General features: G+C 45.9%; 25 protein-coding genes and 1 pseudogene. 18 read left to right on the forward strand and 8 right to left on the reverse strand.

Annotation, left to right across the window (positions count from 1 at the left end; genetic code table 11):
• Positions 1-46 precede the first annotated feature (46 nt).
• Positions 47-649 carry a TetR/AcrR family transcriptional regulator gene (locus DMB82_RS06260; protein WP_102119215.1) on the forward strand — a complete coding sequence of 201 codons (603 nt, stop codon included), beginning with the start codon at positions 47-49 and terminating at the stop codon, positions 647-649.
• A 74-nt stretch (positions 650-723) separates the two neighbouring features.
• On the opposite strand, the pseudogene DMB82_RS06265 reads toward DMB82_RS06260, so the two are convergent.
• Positions 724-933 (reverse strand): annotated as a pseudogene (locus DMB82_RS06265) (DNA-binding protein); the annotation flags it as partial.
• Positions 934-1253: 320 nt separating this feature from the next.
• Between DMB82_RS06265 and DMB82_RS06270 the strand changes: the two are divergent.
• A complete protein-coding gene (locus tag DMB82_RS06270; protein ID WP_095995182.1) occupies positions 1254-1523 on the forward strand; it encodes a type II toxin-antitoxin system TacA family antitoxin in 270 nt (89 codons plus the stop codon).
• Positions 1524-1526: 3 nt separating this feature from the next.
• Positions 1527-2018: a GNAT family N-acetyltransferase gene (locus DMB82_RS06275; RefSeq protein ID WP_116156088.1), complete on the forward strand. Its 492-nt coding sequence runs from the start codon at positions 1527-1529 to the stop codon at positions 2016-2018.
• A 324-nt stretch (positions 2019-2342) separates the two neighbouring features.
• Here the strand turns inward: DMB82_RS06275 and DMB82_RS06280 are convergent, their stop codons facing one another.
• The gene (locus DMB82_RS06280) at positions 2343-2492 is read right to left on the reverse strand and encodes a hypothetical protein (protein ID WP_226888177.1); all 150 of its coding nucleotides are present in this window, start codon (positions 2490-2492) and stop codon (positions 2343-2345) included.
• A 350-nt stretch (positions 2493-2842) separates the two neighbouring features.
• Between DMB82_RS06280 and DMB82_RS06285 the strand changes: the two genes are divergently transcribed.
• A complete protein-coding gene (locus DMB82_RS06285) occupies positions 2843-3616 on the forward strand; it encodes a DUF3750 domain-containing protein (protein ID WP_102119212.1) in 774 nt (257 codons plus the stop codon).
• A 16-nt stretch (positions 3617-3632) separates the two neighbouring features.
• Here the strand turns inward: DMB82_RS06285 and DMB82_RS06290 are convergent, their stop codons facing one another.
• On the reverse strand, positions 3633-4535 hold the full coding sequence (locus DMB82_RS06290) for a LysR family transcriptional regulator (RefSeq protein WP_116164631.1): 903 nt from the start codon (positions 4533-4535) through the stop codon (positions 3633-3635).
• A gap of 213 nt (positions 4536-4748) precedes the next feature.
• Here DMB82_RS06290 and DMB82_RS06295 point away from each other — a divergent pair, with 213 nt between their 5' ends.
• From DMB82_RS06295 to DMB82_RS06305, 3 genes are all read left to right on the forward strand, one after another.
• Positions 4749-5135: a VOC family protein gene (locus tag DMB82_RS06295; protein ID WP_116156091.1), complete on the forward strand. Its 387-nt coding sequence runs from the start codon at positions 4749-4751 to the stop codon at positions 5133-5135.
• Positions 5136-5208: 73 nt separating this feature from the next.
• Complete coding sequence (locus DMB82_RS06300) at positions 5209-5976, forward strand: sulfite exporter TauE/SafE family protein (RefSeq protein ID WP_167469182.1); 768 nt, start codon at positions 5209-5211, stop codon at positions 5974-5976.
• A 196-nt stretch (positions 5977-6172) separates the two neighbouring features.
• Positions 6173-6991 carry a hypothetical protein gene (locus DMB82_RS06305; RefSeq protein ID WP_102119209.1) on the forward strand — a complete coding sequence of 273 codons (819 nt, stop codon included), beginning with the start codon at positions 6173-6175 and terminating at the stop codon, positions 6989-6991.
• Between the two features lie 191 nt (positions 6992-7182).
• On the opposite strand, the gene DMB82_RS06310 is transcribed toward DMB82_RS06305, so the two are convergent.
• Together DMB82_RS06310 and ahr are read right to left on the reverse strand one after the other, a co-directional pair.
• The gene (locus DMB82_RS06310) at positions 7183-8106 is read right to left on the reverse strand and encodes a GGDEF domain-containing protein (RefSeq protein WP_102119208.1); all 924 of its coding nucleotides are present in this window, start codon (positions 8104-8106) and stop codon (positions 7183-7185) included.
• A gap of 157 nt (positions 8107-8263) precedes the next feature.
• Positions 8264-9283 (reverse strand): NADPH-dependent aldehyde reductase Ahr, encoded by a 1020-nt coding sequence (ahr, locus tag DMB82_RS06315; protein WP_102119207.1) that lies wholly within the window; start codon positions 9281-9283, stop codon positions 8264-8266.
• Between the two features lie 483 nt (positions 9284-9766).
• Here ahr and DMB82_RS06320 point away from each other — a divergent pair, with 483 nt between their 5' ends.
• The 11 genes from DMB82_RS06320 to DMB82_RS06370 all read left to right on the forward strand — a co-directional run bounded on the left by DMB82_RS06320 (position 9767) and on the right by DMB82_RS06370 (position 15720).
• Positions 9767-10645, forward strand: a complete 879-nt coding sequence (locus tag DMB82_RS06320; RefSeq protein ID WP_038908712.1) for a DUF6387 family protein — start codon at positions 9767-9769, stop codon at positions 10643-10645.
• 193 nt (positions 10646-10838) lie between these two features.
• Positions 10839-11090: a helix-turn-helix transcriptional regulator gene (locus tag DMB82_RS06325; protein ID WP_116164627.1), complete on the forward strand. Its 252-nt coding sequence runs from the start codon at positions 10839-10841 to the stop codon at positions 11088-11090.
• 145 nt (positions 11091-11235) lie between these two features.
• A protein-coding gene (locus DMB82_RS06330) for an IS3 family transposase (RefSeq protein WP_228400067.1) occupies positions 11236-12443 on the forward strand; the annotation gives its coding sequence in 2 pieces (ribosomal slippage) (positions 11236-11557 and positions 11557-12443; 1209 coding nt in all).
• Between the two features lie 45 nt (positions 12444-12488).
• A complete protein-coding gene (locus DMB82_RS06335) occupies positions 12489-12788 on the forward strand; it encodes a hypothetical protein (RefSeq protein ID WP_116164877.1) in 300 nt (99 codons plus the stop codon).
• Between the two features lie 80 nt (positions 12789-12868).
• The gene (locus DMB82_RS06340) at positions 12869-13165 is read left to right on the forward strand and encodes a hypothetical protein (RefSeq protein WP_116164875.1); all 297 of its coding nucleotides are present in this window, start codon (positions 12869-12871) and stop codon (positions 13163-13165) included.
• A gap of 49 nt (positions 13166-13214) precedes the next feature.
• The gene (locus DMB82_RS06345) at positions 13215-13451 is read left to right on the forward strand and encodes a hypothetical protein (protein ID WP_116164873.1); all 237 of its coding nucleotides are present in this window, start codon (positions 13215-13217) and stop codon (positions 13449-13451) included.
• A gap of 39 nt (positions 13452-13490) precedes the next feature.
• A complete protein-coding gene (locus tag DMB82_RS06350; RefSeq protein ID WP_116164871.1) occupies positions 13491-13841 on the forward strand; it encodes a hypothetical protein in 351 nt (116 codons plus the stop codon).
• Between the two features lie 67 nt (positions 13842-13908).
• Positions 13909-14151 (forward strand): H-NS family histone-like protein, encoded by a 243-nt coding sequence (locus DMB82_RS06355; RefSeq protein WP_116164869.1) that lies wholly within the window; start codon positions 13909-13911, stop codon positions 14149-14151.
• Between the two features lie 157 nt (positions 14152-14308).
• A complete protein-coding gene (locus DMB82_RS06360) occupies positions 14309-14632 on the forward strand; it encodes an antibiotic biosynthesis monooxygenase family protein (RefSeq protein ID WP_116164867.1) in 324 nt (107 codons plus the stop codon).
• Positions 14625-15017, forward strand: coding sequence for an amino acid-binding protein (locus DMB82_RS06365; protein ID WP_116164865.1), 393 nt, complete (start codon positions 14625-14627; stop codon positions 15015-15017). The genes DMB82_RS06360 and DMB82_RS06365 overlap by 8 nt, the downstream gene beginning before the upstream one ends.
• 1 nt (position 15018) lies before the next feature.
• Positions 15019-15720, forward strand: a complete 702-nt coding sequence (locus tag DMB82_RS06370; RefSeq protein WP_116164863.1) for an ArsR/SmtB family transcription factor — start codon at positions 15019-15021, stop codon at positions 15718-15720.
• A 6-nt stretch (positions 15721-15726) separates the two neighbouring features.
• Here the strand turns inward: DMB82_RS06370 and DMB82_RS06375 are convergent, their stop codons facing one another.
• From DMB82_RS06375 to DMB82_RS06385, 3 genes are all read right to left on the reverse strand, one after another.
• Entirely contained in the window at positions 15727-16206 is a 480-nt protein-coding gene (locus DMB82_RS06375; RefSeq protein ID WP_116164861.1) for a DUF4756 family protein, read from the reverse strand.
• A gap of 647 nt (positions 16207-16853) precedes the next feature.
• Positions 16854-17066 carry a hypothetical protein gene (locus tag DMB82_RS06380; RefSeq protein WP_116164859.1) on the reverse strand — a complete coding sequence of 71 codons (213 nt, stop codon included), beginning with the start codon at positions 17064-17066 and terminating at the stop codon, positions 16854-16856.
• Positions 17067-17092: 26 nt separating this feature from the next.
• Positions 17093-17827, reverse strand: a complete 735-nt coding sequence (locus tag DMB82_RS06385) for a helix-turn-helix domain-containing protein (protein WP_116164857.1) — start codon at positions 17825-17827, stop codon at positions 17093-17095.
• Positions 17828-18274 lie beyond the last annotated feature (447 nt).

Here is an 18274-nt window from a genome sequence, read left to right on the forward strand (position 1 = left end):
GCACTAAGTGCAAATATTCAAGTCCCAGATGTGCGAGAGCCCTACCATGGAACACGAGTTGAAACGCAAAGACGGCGTGCGCGAAAAGAAGCGCCGCGAGATGTACCACCGCATCACTGAAGTAGGCCTGAAGTTGTTCGCAGAGAACGGCTATGAAGCCACGACGCTTGATGCGATTGCCGAAGCATCGGGCATCGCCCGAAGAACCTTCTTTAACTACTTCTGCTCTAAGGAAGAAATCATCTTGGCTTGGCAAAATGCGCTGCCGGGTGAGCTACATGCGGAGATACTGCAGCAGGGTGTGGCAGCATCGCCAATCGCGACCATTCAAGCGGCGCTGGTTAGTCAGACGGTAAATATGCGTCCGGATGTCGCGGTATTGATTGGCAGAATTGTGCAGTCGACCGAACAGCTCCAATTGGGCAATCAGGCTAAATTTCTGCGAATGGAGCAAGCAGCCTATGAGGCCCTGTGCGAGCTGTGGCCAGATGTTGCCAGCCGATTCGGCTTACGCCTTGCAGCCATGATTGGTGTCGGGGCAATGCGGCTTTCGATCGACGTATGGGTTGCCGAAGGATGTCAGAGGTCACTAGTTGAGCACCTTGAGGCGAATTTTGCTTGTCTTAAAACCGAACTGGGCGTTTGCTGAGTGCTAGGATAGCTCAGAGCAAAAAGCCTATTAAACCCGCGTAACTGCGGGTTTTTTTACGCCTGACTACGTGATTGTGCTATTTCGCCCACTCCGCCACGCGCTTCAACAACACGGTGTAATGCTGTCAGGAATGCCGCGATGCCACCTTCCTCATAAATATCCTCTAGTGCTGTCTGGAGGTATATTTCTGCGTATTCAGGGCTTTCTCGTAGTTCCGCAACCATTGCATCATCGTGGCTAATGGCTTTTTCGAATGTAGTGGATTGGGTGATGATTGTCATGATGTTACCTCGTTTGATAATCCCACCAGTATTGACTGTTTTATATAACTAGTTATTTTTCATTATTTTTTCTTTGTGTCGATTTCGAGTAAGAGGCTTTATTACTACCGTCCTGATAGCGTTTTGCGGTGTACAAGATGGTCTCCTTGTAAGTCCTCAATCCATTGGGTTTGTAACTTAAAAACGACAACGTTGCAAAGTAGTTTCATTGGATTGGTGTTTCGGGATTAGACAGATTTAAGTGGTGACAAATTATCCAACCACAAACGGTGGCGCAATCTTTTTCTGTACGGTAAAATTACGTACAAAAGGAGGTCGCTATGACTACTACTGCTCGTTTAGATCTTCGGTTGAATGCTCACGATAAAGAACGCATCACTAAGGCTGCCGCATTACGTGGTATAGCTGTTTCTGCATTTGTGCGTGATGCGGTGTTGCGTGAAGCGGATACCGCCATTGCCGCAGATACCGCTGTTACGCTTTCTGAGCAAGAATCTCGCCGCTTTTTGGCTGCGTTGAATCAGCCGTTTTTGCCTAATGATCGTTTGCATAAAGCGATGGAAGAGGCTGCCAATTTGATGAAACGCTAACCTATGGCTCTGATATTTTCATTGTTGGACGGCCGCCGCCATGACCGTTCAAGTTTTTCTTGTGGTGTTTTGGCTCTTGATGACTATCTACAAAAGCGAGCCTCGCAACATCAGTGTGATGGAATCGCTACGACTCATATCCTGCTCGATGAGTCGCAGCCTACCTGTATTCTGGGCTACTGCTCATTGTCCGCAGCACACTTATATTTGCACGAACTCAGTGAAAATGACCGTAAGCGACTGCCTGGATATCCGGTGCCTGCTATGCGTATGGGACGTTTGGCGGTATCGACTGCTGAACAGAAGAAAGGTTACGGACAACTTTTGTTGGGGCATGCTGTGAATATGGCGTTGTCTGTGCGTGATACGATGGGCGTGCGAGTGCTGGTTGTTGATGCGAAAGATGCGCGGGCTGCTGCTTTTTATGAGGAGTACGGTTTCCGAAAAACAGCTAGCGAAGCGTTAACGTTGTATCTACCAATATCGAACGGCTAGGTGAGTGCAATTATCCCCACGGAATATGAAGTGACTCATACTGCTACTTCCTGGTATATAGGCCTGCCTGTAGAAATCTAATCCCCCGCGTTTCCCCTAAAACGCGATAGCGCTTTAGCGAGTCATAAGCTAACACCTTAAATGTGTGACTCATCGTCCGTGGTTTTACAAGCGACTAAAGGCGATCCTACCCACACGGAAATCAAAAGGGTTTTTGATAGGTGGAGGGGAATGGAATGAATCACACTGACTGGCACCCGGCGGATACTGATAGCCCAGCGCTATGGGCTATCAGTATGGAGAATCGAGCATTAATACTGAGTGTTAACGCTTTTCCTGTTGCTTCAAAATTCCCGCCTTAAGCACATCCACCTCTTCGCCGTTAATCGTAGCGGAAATGACCTGAAATTTCAGAACGCTGAACTGGTAAAAACCGGATTGGTGCATCGGTATGAGTGCAGATTTGCGGGACACGATGTATTGCTCTCCAATCGTTCTGGCATCGAGGCTATTTGCCCCAAACACAGGGAAAGCGAGCGTTTCTTCGGTGGATGCGCCCTCGCTGTTTTTGAATTGCAGCGTGGCGCGAAAATTGGCGACTTCGCCTAATTTATTCGTATTGATAGAGAAATTAAGCTCGTATTTATAGGGATTATTATTTCCACCGTATGGGCTAAATAACTATATGGACACCGACCCAGTGCTTAACCTAACTGCCAACTGGTAGTAAACTGGCCGCATGATTTTTTGACCGATTTTCACTGTGGGCATTCGCTCACATGCGTATCGATTCCGTTCCCTCTTTTCAGTGAGCTATCTGAGCTATGACGTACCTCAAATTTTTGGGGATTGGGTTTATTTGTGTACTGTTGCTGTCTTTTTGGCAGAGCTGGGCGCAGTCGACGCGTAACGGCGAAACGTTTAATGGGCAAAATTGGTGGTCTGCCAAACGTGATTCTTCCGGCTTGGCGCCGAACCCTGTGCAATTTCGCCAGACTGCTATCGTGCAGGTTTATGCTGCGCCGACTTATGGCTGGCGCGGGTTGGTAGCGGTACATCCGTGGATCATTTTCAAGAAAGCAGGGGAAACCCAATATCGGCGCTATGAAGTCGTGAGCTGGGGAAGCGAGAACGTCGTCCGTCTTAACCGTTCGGTAGCCGATGCGTATTGGTATGGCGCGAAACCGAAGCTGCTGGTGGAGCACCGTGGTGACAAGGCGGGAGCCATGATCCCGCAGATTGAGGCCGCGATAAAAAGTTATCCGTGGCCGAATACCTACCACGCCTGGCCGGGGCCGAACAGCAATACGTTTCTGGCGCACATTGGCCGTGAAGTGCCCGCGCTCAAGCTGGATATGCCCGCTAATGCCATTGGCAAAGATTACCGCCCGATCACGCGACCGGTTGGGCTGTCGCCGTCGGGAAGCGGTGTGCAGATCTCACTGCTGGGCGTGTTGGGGATCACGGTGGGCATTGAAGAGGGGATCGAGGCCAACATTCTGGGGTTGAACATGGGCGTGGATATGAACCCGCCCGCGCTGCGTTTACCCTTTGTTGGCCGCCTCGGCTATGAAAAAACGGGTAGCGAAGAAGGCTGAGGCTCGCGCTTCACCTTTACGCGCCGCATTGCCGCAGATGTGTCAGCAGATTGGCGACTTCAGGTTGCAACGTCGCGCCGGATTTCACGCCCAGCCAGAGCTGGCGTGAAGCCCACTCGTCGGTGAGGCTGATGGCGCGTAATCCGGTGCCGAGCACGCCTGGGCGAATCGCGCCCTCTGGCAAGACGCTGATCCCCAGTCCTGCTTCGATCATGCGACAAATGCCGTCAAAGCTGCTGACTTGCACCCGCAGGCGCAGCACTCTCCCCAGTTCATCCGAAGCGTCTTTCAGCTGTTTCAGCAACGAACTGCCTTTATTGAGGCCAACGTAGTCGTAGCATAATGTCTCGTCAAAGCTGACTTCTAGCCGTGCGGAAAGCGGATGCAGGGGGGGAACGAGTACGACAAGCTTGTCCTGACGATAAGGAATCTTCTCTACTCCCTGTGAGCCGACATTGTCCGCGAAGATGCCAATATCAGCTTCGCCCATCGCGAGTGCCGTCACCACGGTCTTACTGAGCTTTTCCTCCAGGTTAATACGAATGAGCGGTCGTGCCAGAAGGAATGACGCCAAATCCTGCGGAAGAAACTGAATAATCGCCGAGGTGTTCGCCCACATGTGTACGTGGCCGCGCACGCCAACGGCGTAGTCGTTCATTTCACTCGCCATACGCTCCACGTTGCTCAACACATTGCGCGCGTGATTCACCAATTCCTTTCCTGCGGGGGTTAACGTCAGGCCGCGCGGCATTCTAATAAACAGCGCACAGTCCACGGTGCGCTCCAGTTCGGCGATACGCTTGCTCAGGGCTGAAAGCGTAATGTGGAATTTTTCTGCGGCTTTGGTCAGGCTACCCGTTTGAGCAACCTGCAAAAAGATGCGGAGCGACTGGAGGTCAAAGTGCGTCGGGTTAATCATGGTGTATCGAGAGTCCTCAGCAGAGCTGGAAAACAGCACAAGAGCCGGCAGTTTGATTCCGCGCAGCATGTTGGCACATGTCTTATGTCAGGCTGTAATTTAGCACAGTGGATGGTTTTCCTGACAGGAAAGGGTCATTGAGTATTCAGGGATTATCAAAAGACCGCGTTACTTCTAGGATGTGAGAAATATCGTTCAGGATAGGACTTATCAATGTCACTTATCGATCATGTCGATCACCTTGTATTGACCTGCGTTGATTTTGCGGCGACCCGACATTTTTATGTTGATGTGTTGCAAATGCGGGAAGAAACGTTTGCGAATGGGCGCGTTGCTTTTCATTTTGGTCATCAAAAAATCAATGTGCACCTGCGCGGCGCCGAACATGAACCGAAAGCACATCTGCCCGTTCCGGGATCGCTCGACCTGTGCTTTGTTGCGTCGGTGCCGCTGGAGCAGGTTATGCACCATCTGGCGCGCTGCCGCTGGCCAATTAGCGAAGGACCGGTGATGCGAACCGGTGCAATGCAGCCAATCCGTTCTCTCTATCTGCGCGATCCCGATCTGAATTTGATCGAAATCGCGGAATATTTACCCTAAAGCCATTGTCGGTCTACCAGCCTGAAACGCGGTTCTCCAGATAGTCTTGTGATATATAGGTCATGCATTTTTTATGTTCAGTTTAATGATGTTCAGCGATATGTTGTTGTGTTTACTTTTGGGTATCGGGCTGGGAGTTTGTGGAGGCATGTTGGGGATTGGCGGTGGGCTGATCGCGATTCCTATTCTGGGCGTACTCTTCGGGATGGATCAACATCTGGCACAGGGAACCGCACTGGTGATGATCACGCCCAATGTGCTGATTGGTTTTTTGCGTTACCGCCAGCGTAACCGCATCGATACGCGGATTGCGCTGACCCTGTGCGTGTTTGCGTCGATATCTGCCTATTTTGCCGCACATATTGCCTCGTCGATTGATGTTCATCATCTCCAGAATGCCTTTGCCATCTTCCTGTTGGTGCTGGCGGCGTACTACATGTTTCAGTGGTACAACAAGCAGCGTAATCATGCCTCCGAAATTGTGTTGTCGGCAAAATACCTGCCGCTGCTCGGCGTGGCGAGCGGGTTTATGTCGGGCATTTTTACCGTCGGTGGTGGGTTGGTCGTCGTGCCGGTGCTGGTCACGCTGTTTGCCTTTGCGCAAACGCAGGCGCAGGGCATGGCGCTGATTCTCGTGGTGCCTGGCGCACTGGCGGCGCTGCTTTCCTACTCGCAGGCCGGGAACGTTGACTGGAGTATCGGCCTGCCGCTGGCGCTGGGCGGAATCTTCAGCGTGTCTTGGGGTGTCGCTCTGGCCCACAAGATGCCGGTTGCTTACCTGCGCGGGGCGTTTTGTCTGGTGCTTGTCGGTGTGGGAATCACCATGTTGGCGGTGAAATAACTGAGTGGTACGTCCTACTTATCGCTTTTAATTTCTACCTATTCAGCCTAAAGTTTTCAGCGCTTTCTCCGTTGATAAGTAGGAAGTGATGCGGTTAGCGTGAATGATTTCTCAGCGTCCTGACCGTTGCTGGAACGGCCCAAATGAATCAGGGTCGGCGTCCTCTCTGAAGCCCAATCTGAATAAGGCGTGATGTATGAGTCTCGTGAGCTATCTAGGAAAGCAAACTCTCGGTGTACTAGCGGGTTATAAGCAGGATGGCGTGGTCATCCATATTTGTGGCGTCTACCCCAATGCGGATAACAGTCTGCGCGTTTTTTTCCCACACGGTCATGAGTTTACCGTTGGCGATCTGGCAACGATTCACCTTGATAACCGCTCCGGGGTTGATGAATTTGATGCCAATATTCAGGTTTATCGCGCCTCTTACAAAGGACGTGTGATCGCCAGCGATGGCGATTGGATCGTGCTGGAACCGAGAGAGTGTCAGCTTCTGCACGGTTTCACGCCTGTGCTGGATATTCGCGAACCGGGCTATCAGTTCCCACAAGATGACCGCCTGTCGATGCCAGTGCCGCTGACGCCAATGGTCGATTTTCCACCGACGGAAAAGCAGGATTTCTCCAATAAGGTCGGTGTACTCATTACTATGGCCGCCGAACAGCCGCATACTACGGTGCTGGCGTTCCTGTCGTCCGTGGATAACGATATCTTCCTGATTACGTTCCCTGAAACCTTTAAATCTCAACTGCTCAAACGTAATCCGCACTGCTTTTTTGCGATGGATGAACGCAGCCATTATACCTTCGAGCGGGCCATTGAATGGAACTACACCATTATTGAAGGGGAAGCGTTTATTATCGCGCGTGATAATCCGCTCTATGAAAAAGTACGCCATGAATTCGTCACCAAGAACCCGTGGGAAATCGCCTTCTTCACACGTCCTGACGTTGAGGTTTACCATATTAAAAGTAAACAGCTCGTGTGCCCCGGTAATACCCAAACGCTTAGCTAAGCTATAAAGAAAACAGACGGGATAGCGCCGTGCTATCTCGTTTTATATTAATCAATCGCGGCTTACCGTGGCTGGCCGATCACCATACGGCCTGTGATTTTCCCGTCTTTCATTTCAGCGAAAATGGCGTTGATGTCTTTCAGTGGACGGCGCGTCCATGCGGCCGTGTTTCTGGGATAAGAGGGGACGGGCTACAGCGCTTTTTCTTTCTGTGCCAGAGCCCATTCCACTTTGCCTTTACCTGTGCTTTTGGCTTGATACAGCGCCACATCCACGCGTTTCATAAAGTGTTCCGTGGGTTCCTGAGGCTGTTTTTGGCCAGCACCAATACTGACGGAAAGATGATGCCTGTTTTTAATAATGATTTTGCTTGCATTTTTTAATACTTCTCTTGCCAGCGCCTCTGCCCGATCCTGTGTTCCAGAATACAGAATAATCGCGAACTCTTCGCCCCCGATTCGGGTCGCCACCACTTCGCTGTTATCGAAACGGGAAAGGATATGGCCGAATTTACTTAATACTTCGTCGCCTTTTATGTGTCCATATTTATCATTGATGACTTTAAAATTATCGATATCGATAATAAATAAATAGGGCGATTTCGTTTCGAGCTTTTTTAATTCATTAATAAAAAACCGACGATTAGGGAGTTGAGTGAGCTCATCGCTGAATGACTGTATTTTGGCTTCGATGTACTTATCGTTGATTTTATAGATCAGGTTATACACGCCAAACCCGACGCCAAACATACCAATGATTCTCAGTAAATCCTCAACGTAATATCCAATAAATTTAGTCTGATAAAAAAACTCATCCATGAAATCAAACGTGGCGGAGCATATCCATGCGTGTAGCGCGAGGCGAATGGATAAAGCCGAAGTATGGTTAAGTGATATTTTACTGGTACAGGATAAGATAAAAAAAAGAAAAATCAGTGCGATCGCATCGGTATAAGATCCAGGATTGTTGTGCAACTGCTCCTGAAAATCTCGATGCTTTAAGAACAGGACATTAAATATAACGATCAGTGCTGACAATAACAGGGCGAGCCTTATGGAATAAGACGACTTCTTATTTTTATCAATAAAATCATGATCATATTGTTTAAAAGGCATCGCTCACCTCCTCTTGTATCACTTTTTAATCCTATCATGAAACAGATAGAACAGATTCAGTATTATGCTAACTGATGGGGTACTCTAGAGAATGACTGACGTAAGGCGGGCAGATGCTGCAACAGCAGACGCCTGATTACTCAGGCGTCTTTACCGATTAAAAATCGGCTTTCAGTACCACGCGGTAGCGGGCTTTGCCGTCACGTACGTGCTGGATGGCATCATTGATTTTCGACATCGGGAACAGTTCCGTCTGCGGCTTCACGTTGGCACGTGCAGCGAGCTTCATCAGAGAACGCAGCTCATGCGGTGAACCGGTAGAAGAACCGGAAACGCTGCGATCCCCCGCGATAAGCGTGAAGGCTGGAACGCTGAATGGCTTCATCACCGCGCCGACGGTATGGAACTTCCCGTTATAGGCGAGCGCGTTGAAGTAGGGTTGCCATTCCAGATCAACACTCACGGTGTTGATGATGAGATCGAACTGGCCTGCTAGTGCGGTCAGCGCCTGCGGATCGCGGCTGTTGACGACCTTATCAGCACCCATCGCCAGCACTTCTTGCTCTTTGGCCGGGTTAGAACTGAACGCTGTGACTTCACAGCCCATCGCGTGCAGGAGCTTAATCGCGATGTGACCCAGCCCCCCGATACCGATCACGCCGACGCGGCTGGTTGCAGTGATATGGTGCATTAACAGTGGTTTGAACACGGTGATGCCGCCGCACAGCAACGGACCTGCCGATTCGATATCAATGGAGTCAGGAAGCGGGATAGCCCACTGCCAGTTCGCGCGAATCTTATTGGCAAAACCGCCTTTATTCAGAATCGTCGGCACGCTGCCTTGTTGGCAGTTGGTTTGGCTACCGCTGATACAGGCATCGCAGTGCCCACAGCTGTGAGCCGTCCAACCAATGCCGACGCGCTGACCCACCTTTAATCCTTTGCTTTTCGCCGCGTCACCCAACGCGTGTACACGGCCAATCACTTCATGCCCGGCAACCAGCGGATAGCTCGACATACCCCATTCGTTATCGATCATTGAGAGATCGGAATGGCACACGCCGCAGTAATCAACCACGACTTCGACGTCTTCCGCTTGCAGCTCACCCGCATCAAACTCATACAACTCCAGCGCTGCGCCTGCTTCCGGTGCGGCATAACTCTTTATCATCGTCATCACAATTTCCTCAGTATGGGTTTGATTAACCAGTCTAAAGGGTTATGGCGTTTTTCTCTATGTCACAACGTGCCTGTGGTTTTTCATTTTGTGTCAGGTGGGAGTCGCGCGGGCGATGGCTTGCTTTACTGGCGCCACTTACTTATCCTGCAAAGCGTAGTACATGACTCGGGGTGCCCTTCTTTGTGAAGGCTGAGAAATACCCGTACCACCTGATCTGGATAATATGATTATGTTATTTATTATGGGGTTATGACTGAATTTCCCTATTCACTTCCCTAACCATTCCCAATCTTAGGGAAGTGAGGTGGTACCTATCTCGCTCAACCCTCTGAAATAATCTGCAACAAAACACCAGAACCCGTGCTTTTCGTTTCCTGTCTTCCATCTGTGAGATAGCGTTGTTGCTATTGCTTGGCATAAGATAACACTCAGATAAATCAGACATAAAAAATCGTTCGGTATCAGAGCAGGATAATAAGAATGAAGTCAGGTGAGGTTATCAAAGCTGCGAAGCAATGGTTCAGGCTGAGCAACTATGATGTTTTACAGGAAATCACGTTAAACGACCTAAGTGATGAGTTGAGTCGCCGGGCAGTTTTGTTCCGTTATGATTCCACCAATGAACAAAGTCCACGCTATCAGCGCTATCTGGAAGAAGAAGCCAAGATACTGGCTGGCACTCCGCTATTAATCAGCTCAACCAAAACTATCCCCCCATCATCCAAAAAGAAAAATCCTCTGGCTGATGCCACATTACATGTTCAGCATATCACCGTTGGGGATATTAGCCGCTATGAGGCAGACTTACGGAAACTCAATTTACTCCAACGTAGCGATGCTTCGCCTGATGCACCATCAGTACCCGTATCAAGAGAACAGGGTAAACGGCGATTAACGGACATCGAACGACTGAATGATGATCACCCACTATACCTATGGCTAAACATCAAACGTCTGACTGATGATGAAGTTATCGAACATATCAAAATCATGCTCCCACAATGGCGTAAGGAGTATGGCATCACGGAACCAGAAATCGGTTTATTTCGCTTTGGCTTGAGCACGATTAAGAAAGTGATCTCCCTGAAAATTATTCCCATGCTGGATCTGATGTTATGGGCTAATCATCGAGGGGTAAAAATCTCTAATGAGCAAATGTCACGTCTACTCTATCCGAATGATTCAGAGGTGATTAGAGGAGGGGCGCAAATTAAGGATACCGATAAACCTTTTGCGGAAAAAGCACTGACTCGTGAGTTTGCGCGTTTGTTTAACCTCTATCTGAGTAAAGACAGCTACATGATGGATGTCAGAGTTGCTGACGCCATGAAGATGAACGAAAAAGAAGAAGAAAACTAACCTTTCTCACTATCTCTGGGAGCCTGCCATCAAGACAGGTTCCCTTATGCAAAACCAGCGACATTCGCACATTTTCATTTTCCCCAAAATCACATCCCTTCATTTCCTCGAAAGATGTTGTTTGCCAACGTCTGCATCTTGTCATTGCCATTTTTTCTAGAATTACTCCTGTCGAAACAAACGGGAGAAGACAATGAAAAATAACAATACAAATCAAAAAAGAACAACATCCTATGAGCAAAACGAAGTCACACCCAGAAGGCTTATCCGCCTCCCGGAAGTACTCAAAAGGGTAGGGTTAAGCAGGGCAAGAATGTATGGGCTGATAAATACAGGTCGTTTTCCTAAACAGGTCAGGATTGGGTTGAGATCGGTTGCCTTTATCGAAAGTGAGATAGAAGCGTGGATGGATAGCGTTATTGCTGCCCGTAATGAATCTCACTAATAATATTTTAATAACAACAAGAGGAAATAAAATGAATAATCAAGAAATGAAAAGTGATGTAGCCCCCTGAAACACCAGACAGTAGCTGTATCTCCAGATAAGAGATAGGCTTGAATATATGTCTAACACTAACGCCAATTTTAAGATGAACGGGATCCTTTTAGGGCAAGTAGTCCGTAAACGTAAGACTCCTCAGGAGAAAATCGCCATTATCCAGCAGACGATGGAGCCCGGCATGAATGTCTCCCATGTCGCCCGCCTGCATGGTATCCAGCCCAGCCTGCTGTTTAAGTGGAAGAAGCAATATCAGGAAGGCAGCCTCACCGCCGTAGCGGCCGGAGAAGAAGTTGTGCCAGCCTCTGAACTCACCGCAGCGCTGAAGCAGGTTCGGGAGCTTCAGCGCCTTCTGGGCAAGAAGACGATGGAAGTTGAGATCCTGAAAGAAGCCGTGGAGTACGGTCAGTCGCGAAAATGGATAGCGCACGCGCCCTTGTTGCCAAAGGATGGGGAATAGCTCTGGTCAGCCGCACCATGAGCGTGTCGCGTGCGCAACTGTCACTGCGGATTAAGCGTTCTGCCGACTGGCAGGACAGGCGCTGTAACCGGCGTAATGACGAAGCAGACGCAGAAATACTGTCGGGTATCCTCGATATCATCAGCGATATGCCGAGTTATGGCTATCGCCGCGTGTGGGGCATCCTGCGTAAGCAACGTCGTACTGAGGGGCTGCCGCCGGTCAATGCCAAACGGCTTTACAGGATCATGAACGAGCATAACCTGCTGTTACTGCATGACAAACCAGAGCGGCCGACGCGTGAACATAAAGGTAAAATCGCAGTTGCGGAAAGCGATATGCGCTGGTGTTCAGATGGCTTTGAGTTCGGCTGCGATAATGGTGAAAAACTGCGTGTAACGTTCGCGCTGGACTGCTGCGACCGCGAGGCCATAGACTGGGCAGCAAGCACGGGAGGCTATGACAGCTCGACCGTGCAGGATGTCATGCTGGGGTCGGTAGAAAAGCGCTTCGGCGATAAGTTGCCGGACACAGCGGTGCAGTGGCTGACGGACAACGGTTCCGCGTATACCGCGCATGAAACGCGGAGGTTCGCCAGAGAGCTGAATCTGGAGCCGTGTACAACAGCGGTGAGCAGCCCGCAGAGTAATGGCATGGCGGAACGGTTCGTGAAGACGATGAAGGAAGACTATATCGCGTTCATGCCAAAACCGGATGTGAGAACAGCGCTGCAAAACCTTGCAGCAGCATTCACGCATTACAATGAAAATCACCCGCACAGTGCGCTGGGATATCTCTCTCCACGAGAATACCGGCAACAGCGGGCATCGTTAACTTAAGATACAAAAGCTGTCCGTAGATGGCGGGTCAAGATCAATCAAGAAATGAAAAGTATCAAAGAGTCATCTACCAATATTTTTACTGCTATGGCGAAAAATCTTTATATCACAGGAATACGTATATATAAAGAACAAGAAGATTATGAGGTATTGGAAGCCATAATGTTAGATAGCGAGAGAACGGAATCATATCTTTCGCATGTTAAAGAATATCTGGCAAAACGCTTTGATGAACATATGGAAGAAGCGGGTAAAAGAGAAAGGCTTATCTATGTTGATATGGATAAAGTGATGTGTGAAATGAGATATGTTCATACTCAAGCATTACTTTTTAGTATGAGTTAACAACAGCGTATTCGGCCCCGAAAAGTGGCTAATAAAAAACACAATGAACTAAATAAGCATTTAACTATGAGGGTATAAATATGTCTAAAGAGAAGATAGGTATTAATAAATCAACCAAACTGTTCTATGACCTTGCATGTAGATCGTTTTCCGCAAGCTGGAATATGTTCATGGAAGTTAATGGCGATGGGGATGCTAATGATTATTTGGATGACCCGGATTTTATGAGTCCATTTATTATCCATGTTATTGACCATATCCAGAACAACTTTGAAAGATTCACTAAACAAGAGGGTAATAACGGTGATATTCATCAGGTTAACTTTGAAATGGTTGCTGCCATGTTAGTTGAATATTCAGACATCTTTAGAAAGTAAGAACTCATCTTGCCCCGCAAGGGGCTAACCAAAATATAAAAGGAAATATATGACAAATAAAATATCTGTAGTCGTAAGTATGCTGTGCGAAGGAACCCCGAAAATAATGAATACTATTCAAGAAAGCTTTGATGTGTTTGTTGCTCTTAGTGGGTATTCAGTAGAAGAAATGATAGAGAATAAGGGTTTGATTGATGCCTTAAATCGACATATCAATAACGATTTAGTTGATGAGTTAGATCTGGAATATGGCTCTGTTATTGTTAACATATTTTATAACAACTAAACATTATTACTAACCATTAACATAATAAAAGGATTAAAGATGAAAGAGATTGTATTAAATAAAAATGAAAAAGAACTAAACGAACTTATTGCCAACATCTTACAAGGATACTGTGATGAGATATATGGCATTTACGAAAAACATCCTGAAACAGCAATCGATATTTTGAAAGATGGTTTCATGTCAAGCGTGATATATGATGTTTTGATAACTCGTGAGATGAAGAAATACTCTATCAAAAATGATGTATCTGATATAAACAGAAGAGATTTAAAAGCCGCTATCTTGTATTGGCATCAAGAACACATCATTGAACTCGTTTCGAAAAATATAAATCAGGATGAAAATGAAGAGCCTGTTTATTGGAAGCTGAAAATGACAGTTGTTTGATCTTCAATATTATGAATATTCCCTCGAAAGAGGGAAATAACATGAATGATAAACTAAGGGTTATAATATGATTGATGAATTCCACGTAATGTTTATGTACAGAAAAATCCAAGCAGAAGCCGCTACTACTGATATGAAAACACTGAATCAACTGTTGAAGAAGTTCCGCAAATTGGTAGCGGAGCGGCGTGAAGAATACTATCAGGATATTGGTGCGAAAAAGGCTCAAAGATTGAGAGCCAAGAGATTACAACAGTTACTTGAGAAAATGGAGCGTGATCGTGTATCGCCGGAGGATCTTTATCACTGACACCTGACACCTGACACCTGACACCTGACACCTGACACCTGACACCTGACATTGTCACAGGTGTTAGCGACGACATCCATATTTCGCCCTCCATCGAAGTGTTCAGCACTGAAAACGGTACAATCATAACCGTGTCTAATACATAGAGGGTAGGAATGTGATCGCAGTGCTTTTTGAAGCAGATGTTATTCCCACACAACAAGAGCGTTATCTCCAGCTTGCTGCTGAATTGAAACCGCTATTAGCCGATATTGATGGTTTCATTTCTATCGAACGTTTCCAGAGTCTGACAACAGCGGGAAAGATACTGTCATTATCTTGGTGGAGGGATGAAGAGGCCGTATTGCTATGGAAACAAAATGTTTTGCATAAGGCGGCTCAGTCAGAGGGACGTCAATCTATCTTCTCGTTTTATCGCATCCGTATTGCCCATGTACTCAAAGACTATTCATCAGAAACCAGAGGTCAGGCCGATGTATGACATCCATGTTGTTTTAAAGAACACGCCGGGCGAACTGGCTGCACTGGGGATGGTATTAGGTCAAAACGGTATTGGCCTTGAGGGTGGTGGCGTATTTACTGTTGGAGAAAAAGCACATGCGCATTTTCTTGTTGAGAAGGGATATGCAGCCAAAGCTGTGCTTGAAAAAGCAGGATTACAGGTTGAAAGTGTATGCAGGCCATTGATCCGCAAACTAAAGCAAGAGCGCCCCGGTGAGTTAGGAGAGATCGCGGCAACACTGGCTAAAAATGGTATTAATATTCTGTGCCAATACAGTGACCATGCAAACCAACTGATCCTCTTGACCGATGATGATAGGCTTGCCAGTAAAGTAACGGAGAAATGGGCTGTAGCGCCTGAGTAACATGTTAAAACACGCTAATTCAACAGATAGCGGTGATGAACTGGAACATGCAATGGCAGCATTAGCTGCTGCCATGTCTGATCCTTCCCGCATAAAAATGCTCTGCGCATTGATGGATGGACGTGCATGGACAGCGACAGAGTTAAGTACGGTTGCTGATATAGCGGCATCAACTGCGAGTGCGCACCTGTCCCGACTTGTCAGTGAGGGATTGATTACCTGTCTTTCTCAGGGGCGTCATCGTTATTACCATCTGGCAGGAACAGACATTGCCGGGCTGATTGAGAATATTATGGGCGTGTCATGGCGTTCGGCTTCATCAGCTAAAATCAGCACGCCTTCCTCGTTACGGATTGCCCGGACGTGTTATGACCATCTTGCAGGTGAAATCGCTGTTCATATCTACGATTTTATGGTTGCCGAAGGCTGGGTAACTTCAGATGGCGTTTCACTGACGTTATCGGGACAAAAACAGTTCCGAGAGTTAGGTATTATGCTCAACCCCAAAACACGGCGTAAAGCATGTTGTGCTTGCCTTGATTGGAGTGAGCGGCGGTTTCATCTTGGTGGTGAGGCAGGTGCGGCCTTTTTTGTACATTGTGAGCAAAAAGGATGGCTAACCAGAATACCGGGATTTAGGGAAGTAACCATTACTTCCAGTGGAAAACTGGCGTTTAAAAAATTGTTCAAGTTGCATACGTAATATAATTTAAACAGCCATTTTCCTACGTCTTATATTCGATGCTCCAAAATCTGATGAAATACTGGAAAGCTGTTCAAGACTCTGCTCAACAGACCGTTGAAACTCAAGTGCTGCCTCTGTGCGCTGTTTTATTACCAGAGCAACAATCTCAGCGTCTGTTTTTTCTGAAATAGCTCTCTGGTAGATCATTCGCTCATGCATGATATCAAGATTACCGGATGATTTAGCGGCTGTTCTTGCAGTTGAGCTACTTATAGGATTGAGTTCAATGACAAAATTATCTATCAGTGATTGTCTCTTCTTATCCAGTCTGCGTAGCTCATTATAAGCAGACCTGTATTTATCTATTTGTGTTCCAAAAGGATATTCTTCACGCACTTTACGATAGCCTTCCAGATATTCATCCATCGATGGTTGTTCTTTAAGTTTTTCAATAGTATCAAAATATGCTAATAAATCGCTGTTGTCTAATTTTACATTTCTCATAAATACCTCGTTAATAATGTTTGTTATATTTATATGTTAAGGTATATAGGGAAAGTGTCAAATTGAGCAGGGCGTTAAATGAGATAAATATTATCCACTCATTGTACATCTCTGGTAATGCAACTACCTATATTAATTTATATAAATCCGACTCTCACGTATTCTGATAAATGGAGTGAGATTGTTTTTTAACTGAGTCTCTCCATATATCTATTCAACATCATTATAAGCTGGCTCTGTTGTTTCAGGAAAATGCAGCGTCAATGCTGGCCCCGTTTCCTTGTTGGAACCGCTATCAGGAGCTTTGGGCGGTTCAGAGGAATTTATTCCTTCTTATTTTTGTAGTTGGAAAGATTATAGTTATCTTGATACTTACCGTCACTGCTTCAGCCAACGCGTTTAATAGTTCATCAGATTTAGCTATAAGTCTACACTAAATTACTTATTTGGTAACTTAGTGTAGACCTATTAAGTCAGAGTAAGCTTCATATAATTTAATGATTTATTTAATTTTCAATTCTCAAGTTTTTCTCAAGTCCAATATTTTTTTGCTACAAGCGTTGTGAATAAAGGTGAAACGCTTTCACCTATTAATTCACGCGGCATAGGGGTTAAAAAAAGTTGAGTCATGTGTTCAGCTAAAATATTTAGAATATAAACCGTGCAGCGGTAAGAGAAATGGTTGAAGTGGCAATGATTGTTGCTGCTAACCACTTCGTTTGTTTTCCAATTTCTTCATGTAAATCGGATTTTTTTGCGTAATTTGATTTGATTACTGCGATATCTGTGCACAGGTCTGACATAGTATCTTCGAGTTTTTCATGAAGTTTTATTTCAAGTGAACCGGGTAGTTTTTTCATTTTTTTTCCTTGTTATTATTGTTTTATCAGGATACTGCTTTCAAAAGATTTGTGCCATCAGCTAAGTTTTTTCTTGCCACTTCATTTTCTTTCGTTCGTTTGTATACCTTTCGGGGTTTATCGATCTTGATACTATTTTTAGCATTAGGAACAGCATTATTCTTTTTCTTCTTACTAAAAATAAAGGCATCCGTGTAGATCTCTTTCGTTTCTGTTTCCAACGCTAAGTTTCGTCTTTCTTGCTTTGAGTAATCAGTATAGTTTTCTGGGTATTGTTCAAGCTCTGCATGAAGGCTTCTGGCATTACTTAAATGCTCTTTACGCTTCTCATCAAGTTGATGGCTTAGACCTTTGGCGAAAATGTTCGAGTTAATATACAGGTGACCATGATGCTCAACGAGTATTCCTTTCTGTTTTAGTTTTTTGAATATGTTTGACATATTACCGGATGCGATATTCAATGCTTTACAGAGTGATGACTGTGAAAGATTGATAAGATTTCCGAACTCCATGTATTCCAATATATAGGTCAATACGCGGAATTCATTCTTAGATATATCCAAATCAGAAAAAACACGAAAGTTGGAAGTGAAAGCAAAAACATAAGGCTGTGCAAATGAGATCGCTTTATCTTCATCTGTTGCGATGACTGTGGTCGATTTTATTTCTTTGTTTTGCAGTAAATGTCTTGCGATATCAATCTTTTGTTCCGTGGTTAATGTTTCAAATAGGCTAAGTAGTTCAGTGTCATTAGTATTCATAGTATTCTCTCTTATAGTTTTTATTATGTTATTTTTAATACTATGCAGAAAAATAAAAGTCAATAGTTAAACTATAAATAAAATAGAGATTTTATTATTATGCTATTGTTATATGTTAAAAAACCTATGTTCAAACATAGATCTCCCTATGTTCGAACATAGGGCGGATCTATGTGCGCACATAGGAGTTTGCTATGTTCGAACATAGCAAAAAAAGTTGTGAAGCCTTGATTTTATTGGGCTGGGACAGTGCTTATAATTAAATAATTAGTAAGAAGTTAAGAGAGTCCAGTTTTCCTTTTTCTTATATGCAGGGTGTTTTACGTGGGAATATGTGGTTTTCTTGATACTTATTTTCAGCGAAGTGATTGTTTCATACAATCACGAAGCGCTGCTGGTGTTTTAGGAAACTTGAAATTGTTTTTCTTATATTATATTGGCGGCTAT

Origin of the sequence: Pectobacterium aquaticum, assembly GCF_003382565.3 — a bacterium.
Classification (GTDB): domain Bacteria; phylum Pseudomonadota; class Gammaproteobacteria; order Enterobacterales; family Enterobacteriaceae; genus Pectobacterium; species Pectobacterium aquaticum.

What these genes read in the sequence shown, in the direction of transcription:
- DMB82_RS06300 (WP_167469182.1), top strand. Translation starts at nt 5,209, where the DNA reads ATGTTCAGTTTAATGATGTTCAGCGATATGTTGTTGTGTTTACTTTTG.
- DMB82_RS06320 (WP_038908712.1), top strand. Translation starts at nt 9,767, where the DNA reads ATGAAGTCAGGTGAGGTTATCAAAGCTGCGAAGCAATGGTTCAGGCTG.
- DMB82_RS06290 (WP_116164631.1), bottom strand. Translation starts at nt 4,535, where the DNA reads ATGATTAACCCGACGCACTTTGACCTCCAGTCGCTCCGCATCTTTTTG.
- ahr (WP_102119207.1), bottom strand. Translation starts at nt 9,283, where the DNA reads ATGACGATGATAAAGAGTTATGCCGCACCGGAAGCAGGCGCAGCGCTG.
- DMB82_RS06370 (WP_116164863.1), top strand. Translation starts at nt 15,019, where the DNA reads ATGTTAAAACACGCTAATTCAACAGATAGCGGTGATGAACTGGAACAT.
- DMB82_RS06305 (WP_102119209.1), top strand. Translation starts at nt 6,173, where the DNA reads ATGAGTCTCGTGAGCTATCTAGGAAAGCAAACTCTCGGTGTACTAGCG.
- DMB82_RS06355 (WP_116164869.1), top strand. Translation starts at nt 13,909, where the DNA reads ATGATTGATGAATTCCACGTAATGTTTATGTACAGAAAAATCCAAGCA.
- DMB82_RS06325 (WP_116164627.1), top strand. Translation starts at nt 10,839, where the DNA reads ATGAAAAATAACAATACAAATCAAAAAAGAACAACATCCTATGAGCAA.
- DMB82_RS06275 (WP_116156088.1), top strand. Translation starts at nt 1,527, where the DNA reads ATGGCTCTGATATTTTCATTGTTGGACGGCCGCCGCCATGACCGTTCA.
- DMB82_RS06365 (WP_116164865.1), top strand. Translation starts at nt 14,625, where the DNA reads ATGTATGACATCCATGTTGTTTTAAAGAACACGCCGGGCGAACTGGCT.
- DMB82_RS06285 (WP_102119212.1), top strand. Translation starts at nt 2,843, where the DNA reads ATGACGTACCTCAAATTTTTGGGGATTGGGTTTATTTGTGTACTGTTG.
- DMB82_RS06375 (WP_116164861.1), bottom strand. Translation starts at nt 16,206, where the DNA reads ATGAGAAATGTAAAATTAGACAACAGCGATTTATTAGCATATTTTGAT.
- DMB82_RS06345 (WP_116164873.1), top strand. Translation starts at nt 13,215, where the DNA reads ATGACAAATAAAATATCTGTAGTCGTAAGTATGCTGTGCGAAGGAACC.
- DMB82_RS06350 (WP_116164871.1), top strand. Translation starts at nt 13,491, where the DNA reads ATGAAAGAGATTGTATTAAATAAAAATGAAAAAGAACTAAACGAACTT.
- DMB82_RS06340 (WP_116164875.1), top strand. Translation starts at nt 12,869, where the DNA reads ATGTCTAAAGAGAAGATAGGTATTAATAAATCAACCAAACTGTTCTAT.
- DMB82_RS06310 (WP_102119208.1), bottom strand. Translation starts at nt 8,106, where the DNA reads ATGCCTTTTAAACAATATGATCATGATTTTATTGATAAAAATAAGAAG.
- DMB82_RS06335 (WP_116164877.1), top strand. Translation starts at nt 12,489, where the DNA reads ATGAAAAGTATCAAAGAGTCATCTACCAATATTTTTACTGCTATGGCG.
- DMB82_RS06380 (WP_116164859.1), bottom strand. Translation starts at nt 17,066, where the DNA reads ATGAAAAAACTACCCGGTTCACTTGAAATAAAACTTCATGAAAAACTC.
- DMB82_RS06385 (WP_116164857.1), bottom strand. Translation starts at nt 17,827, where the DNA reads ATGAATACTAATGACACTGAACTACTTAGCCTATTTGAAACATTAACC.
- DMB82_RS06295 (WP_116156091.1), top strand. Translation starts at nt 4,749, where the DNA reads ATGTCACTTATCGATCATGTCGATCACCTTGTATTGACCTGCGTTGAT.
- DMB82_RS06260 (WP_102119215.1), top strand. Translation starts at nt 47, where the DNA reads ATGGAACACGAGTTGAAACGCAAAGACGGCGTGCGCGAAAAGAAGCGC.
- DMB82_RS06270 (WP_095995182.1), top strand. Translation starts at nt 1,254, where the DNA reads ATGACTACTACTGCTCGTTTAGATCTTCGGTTGAATGCTCACGATAAA.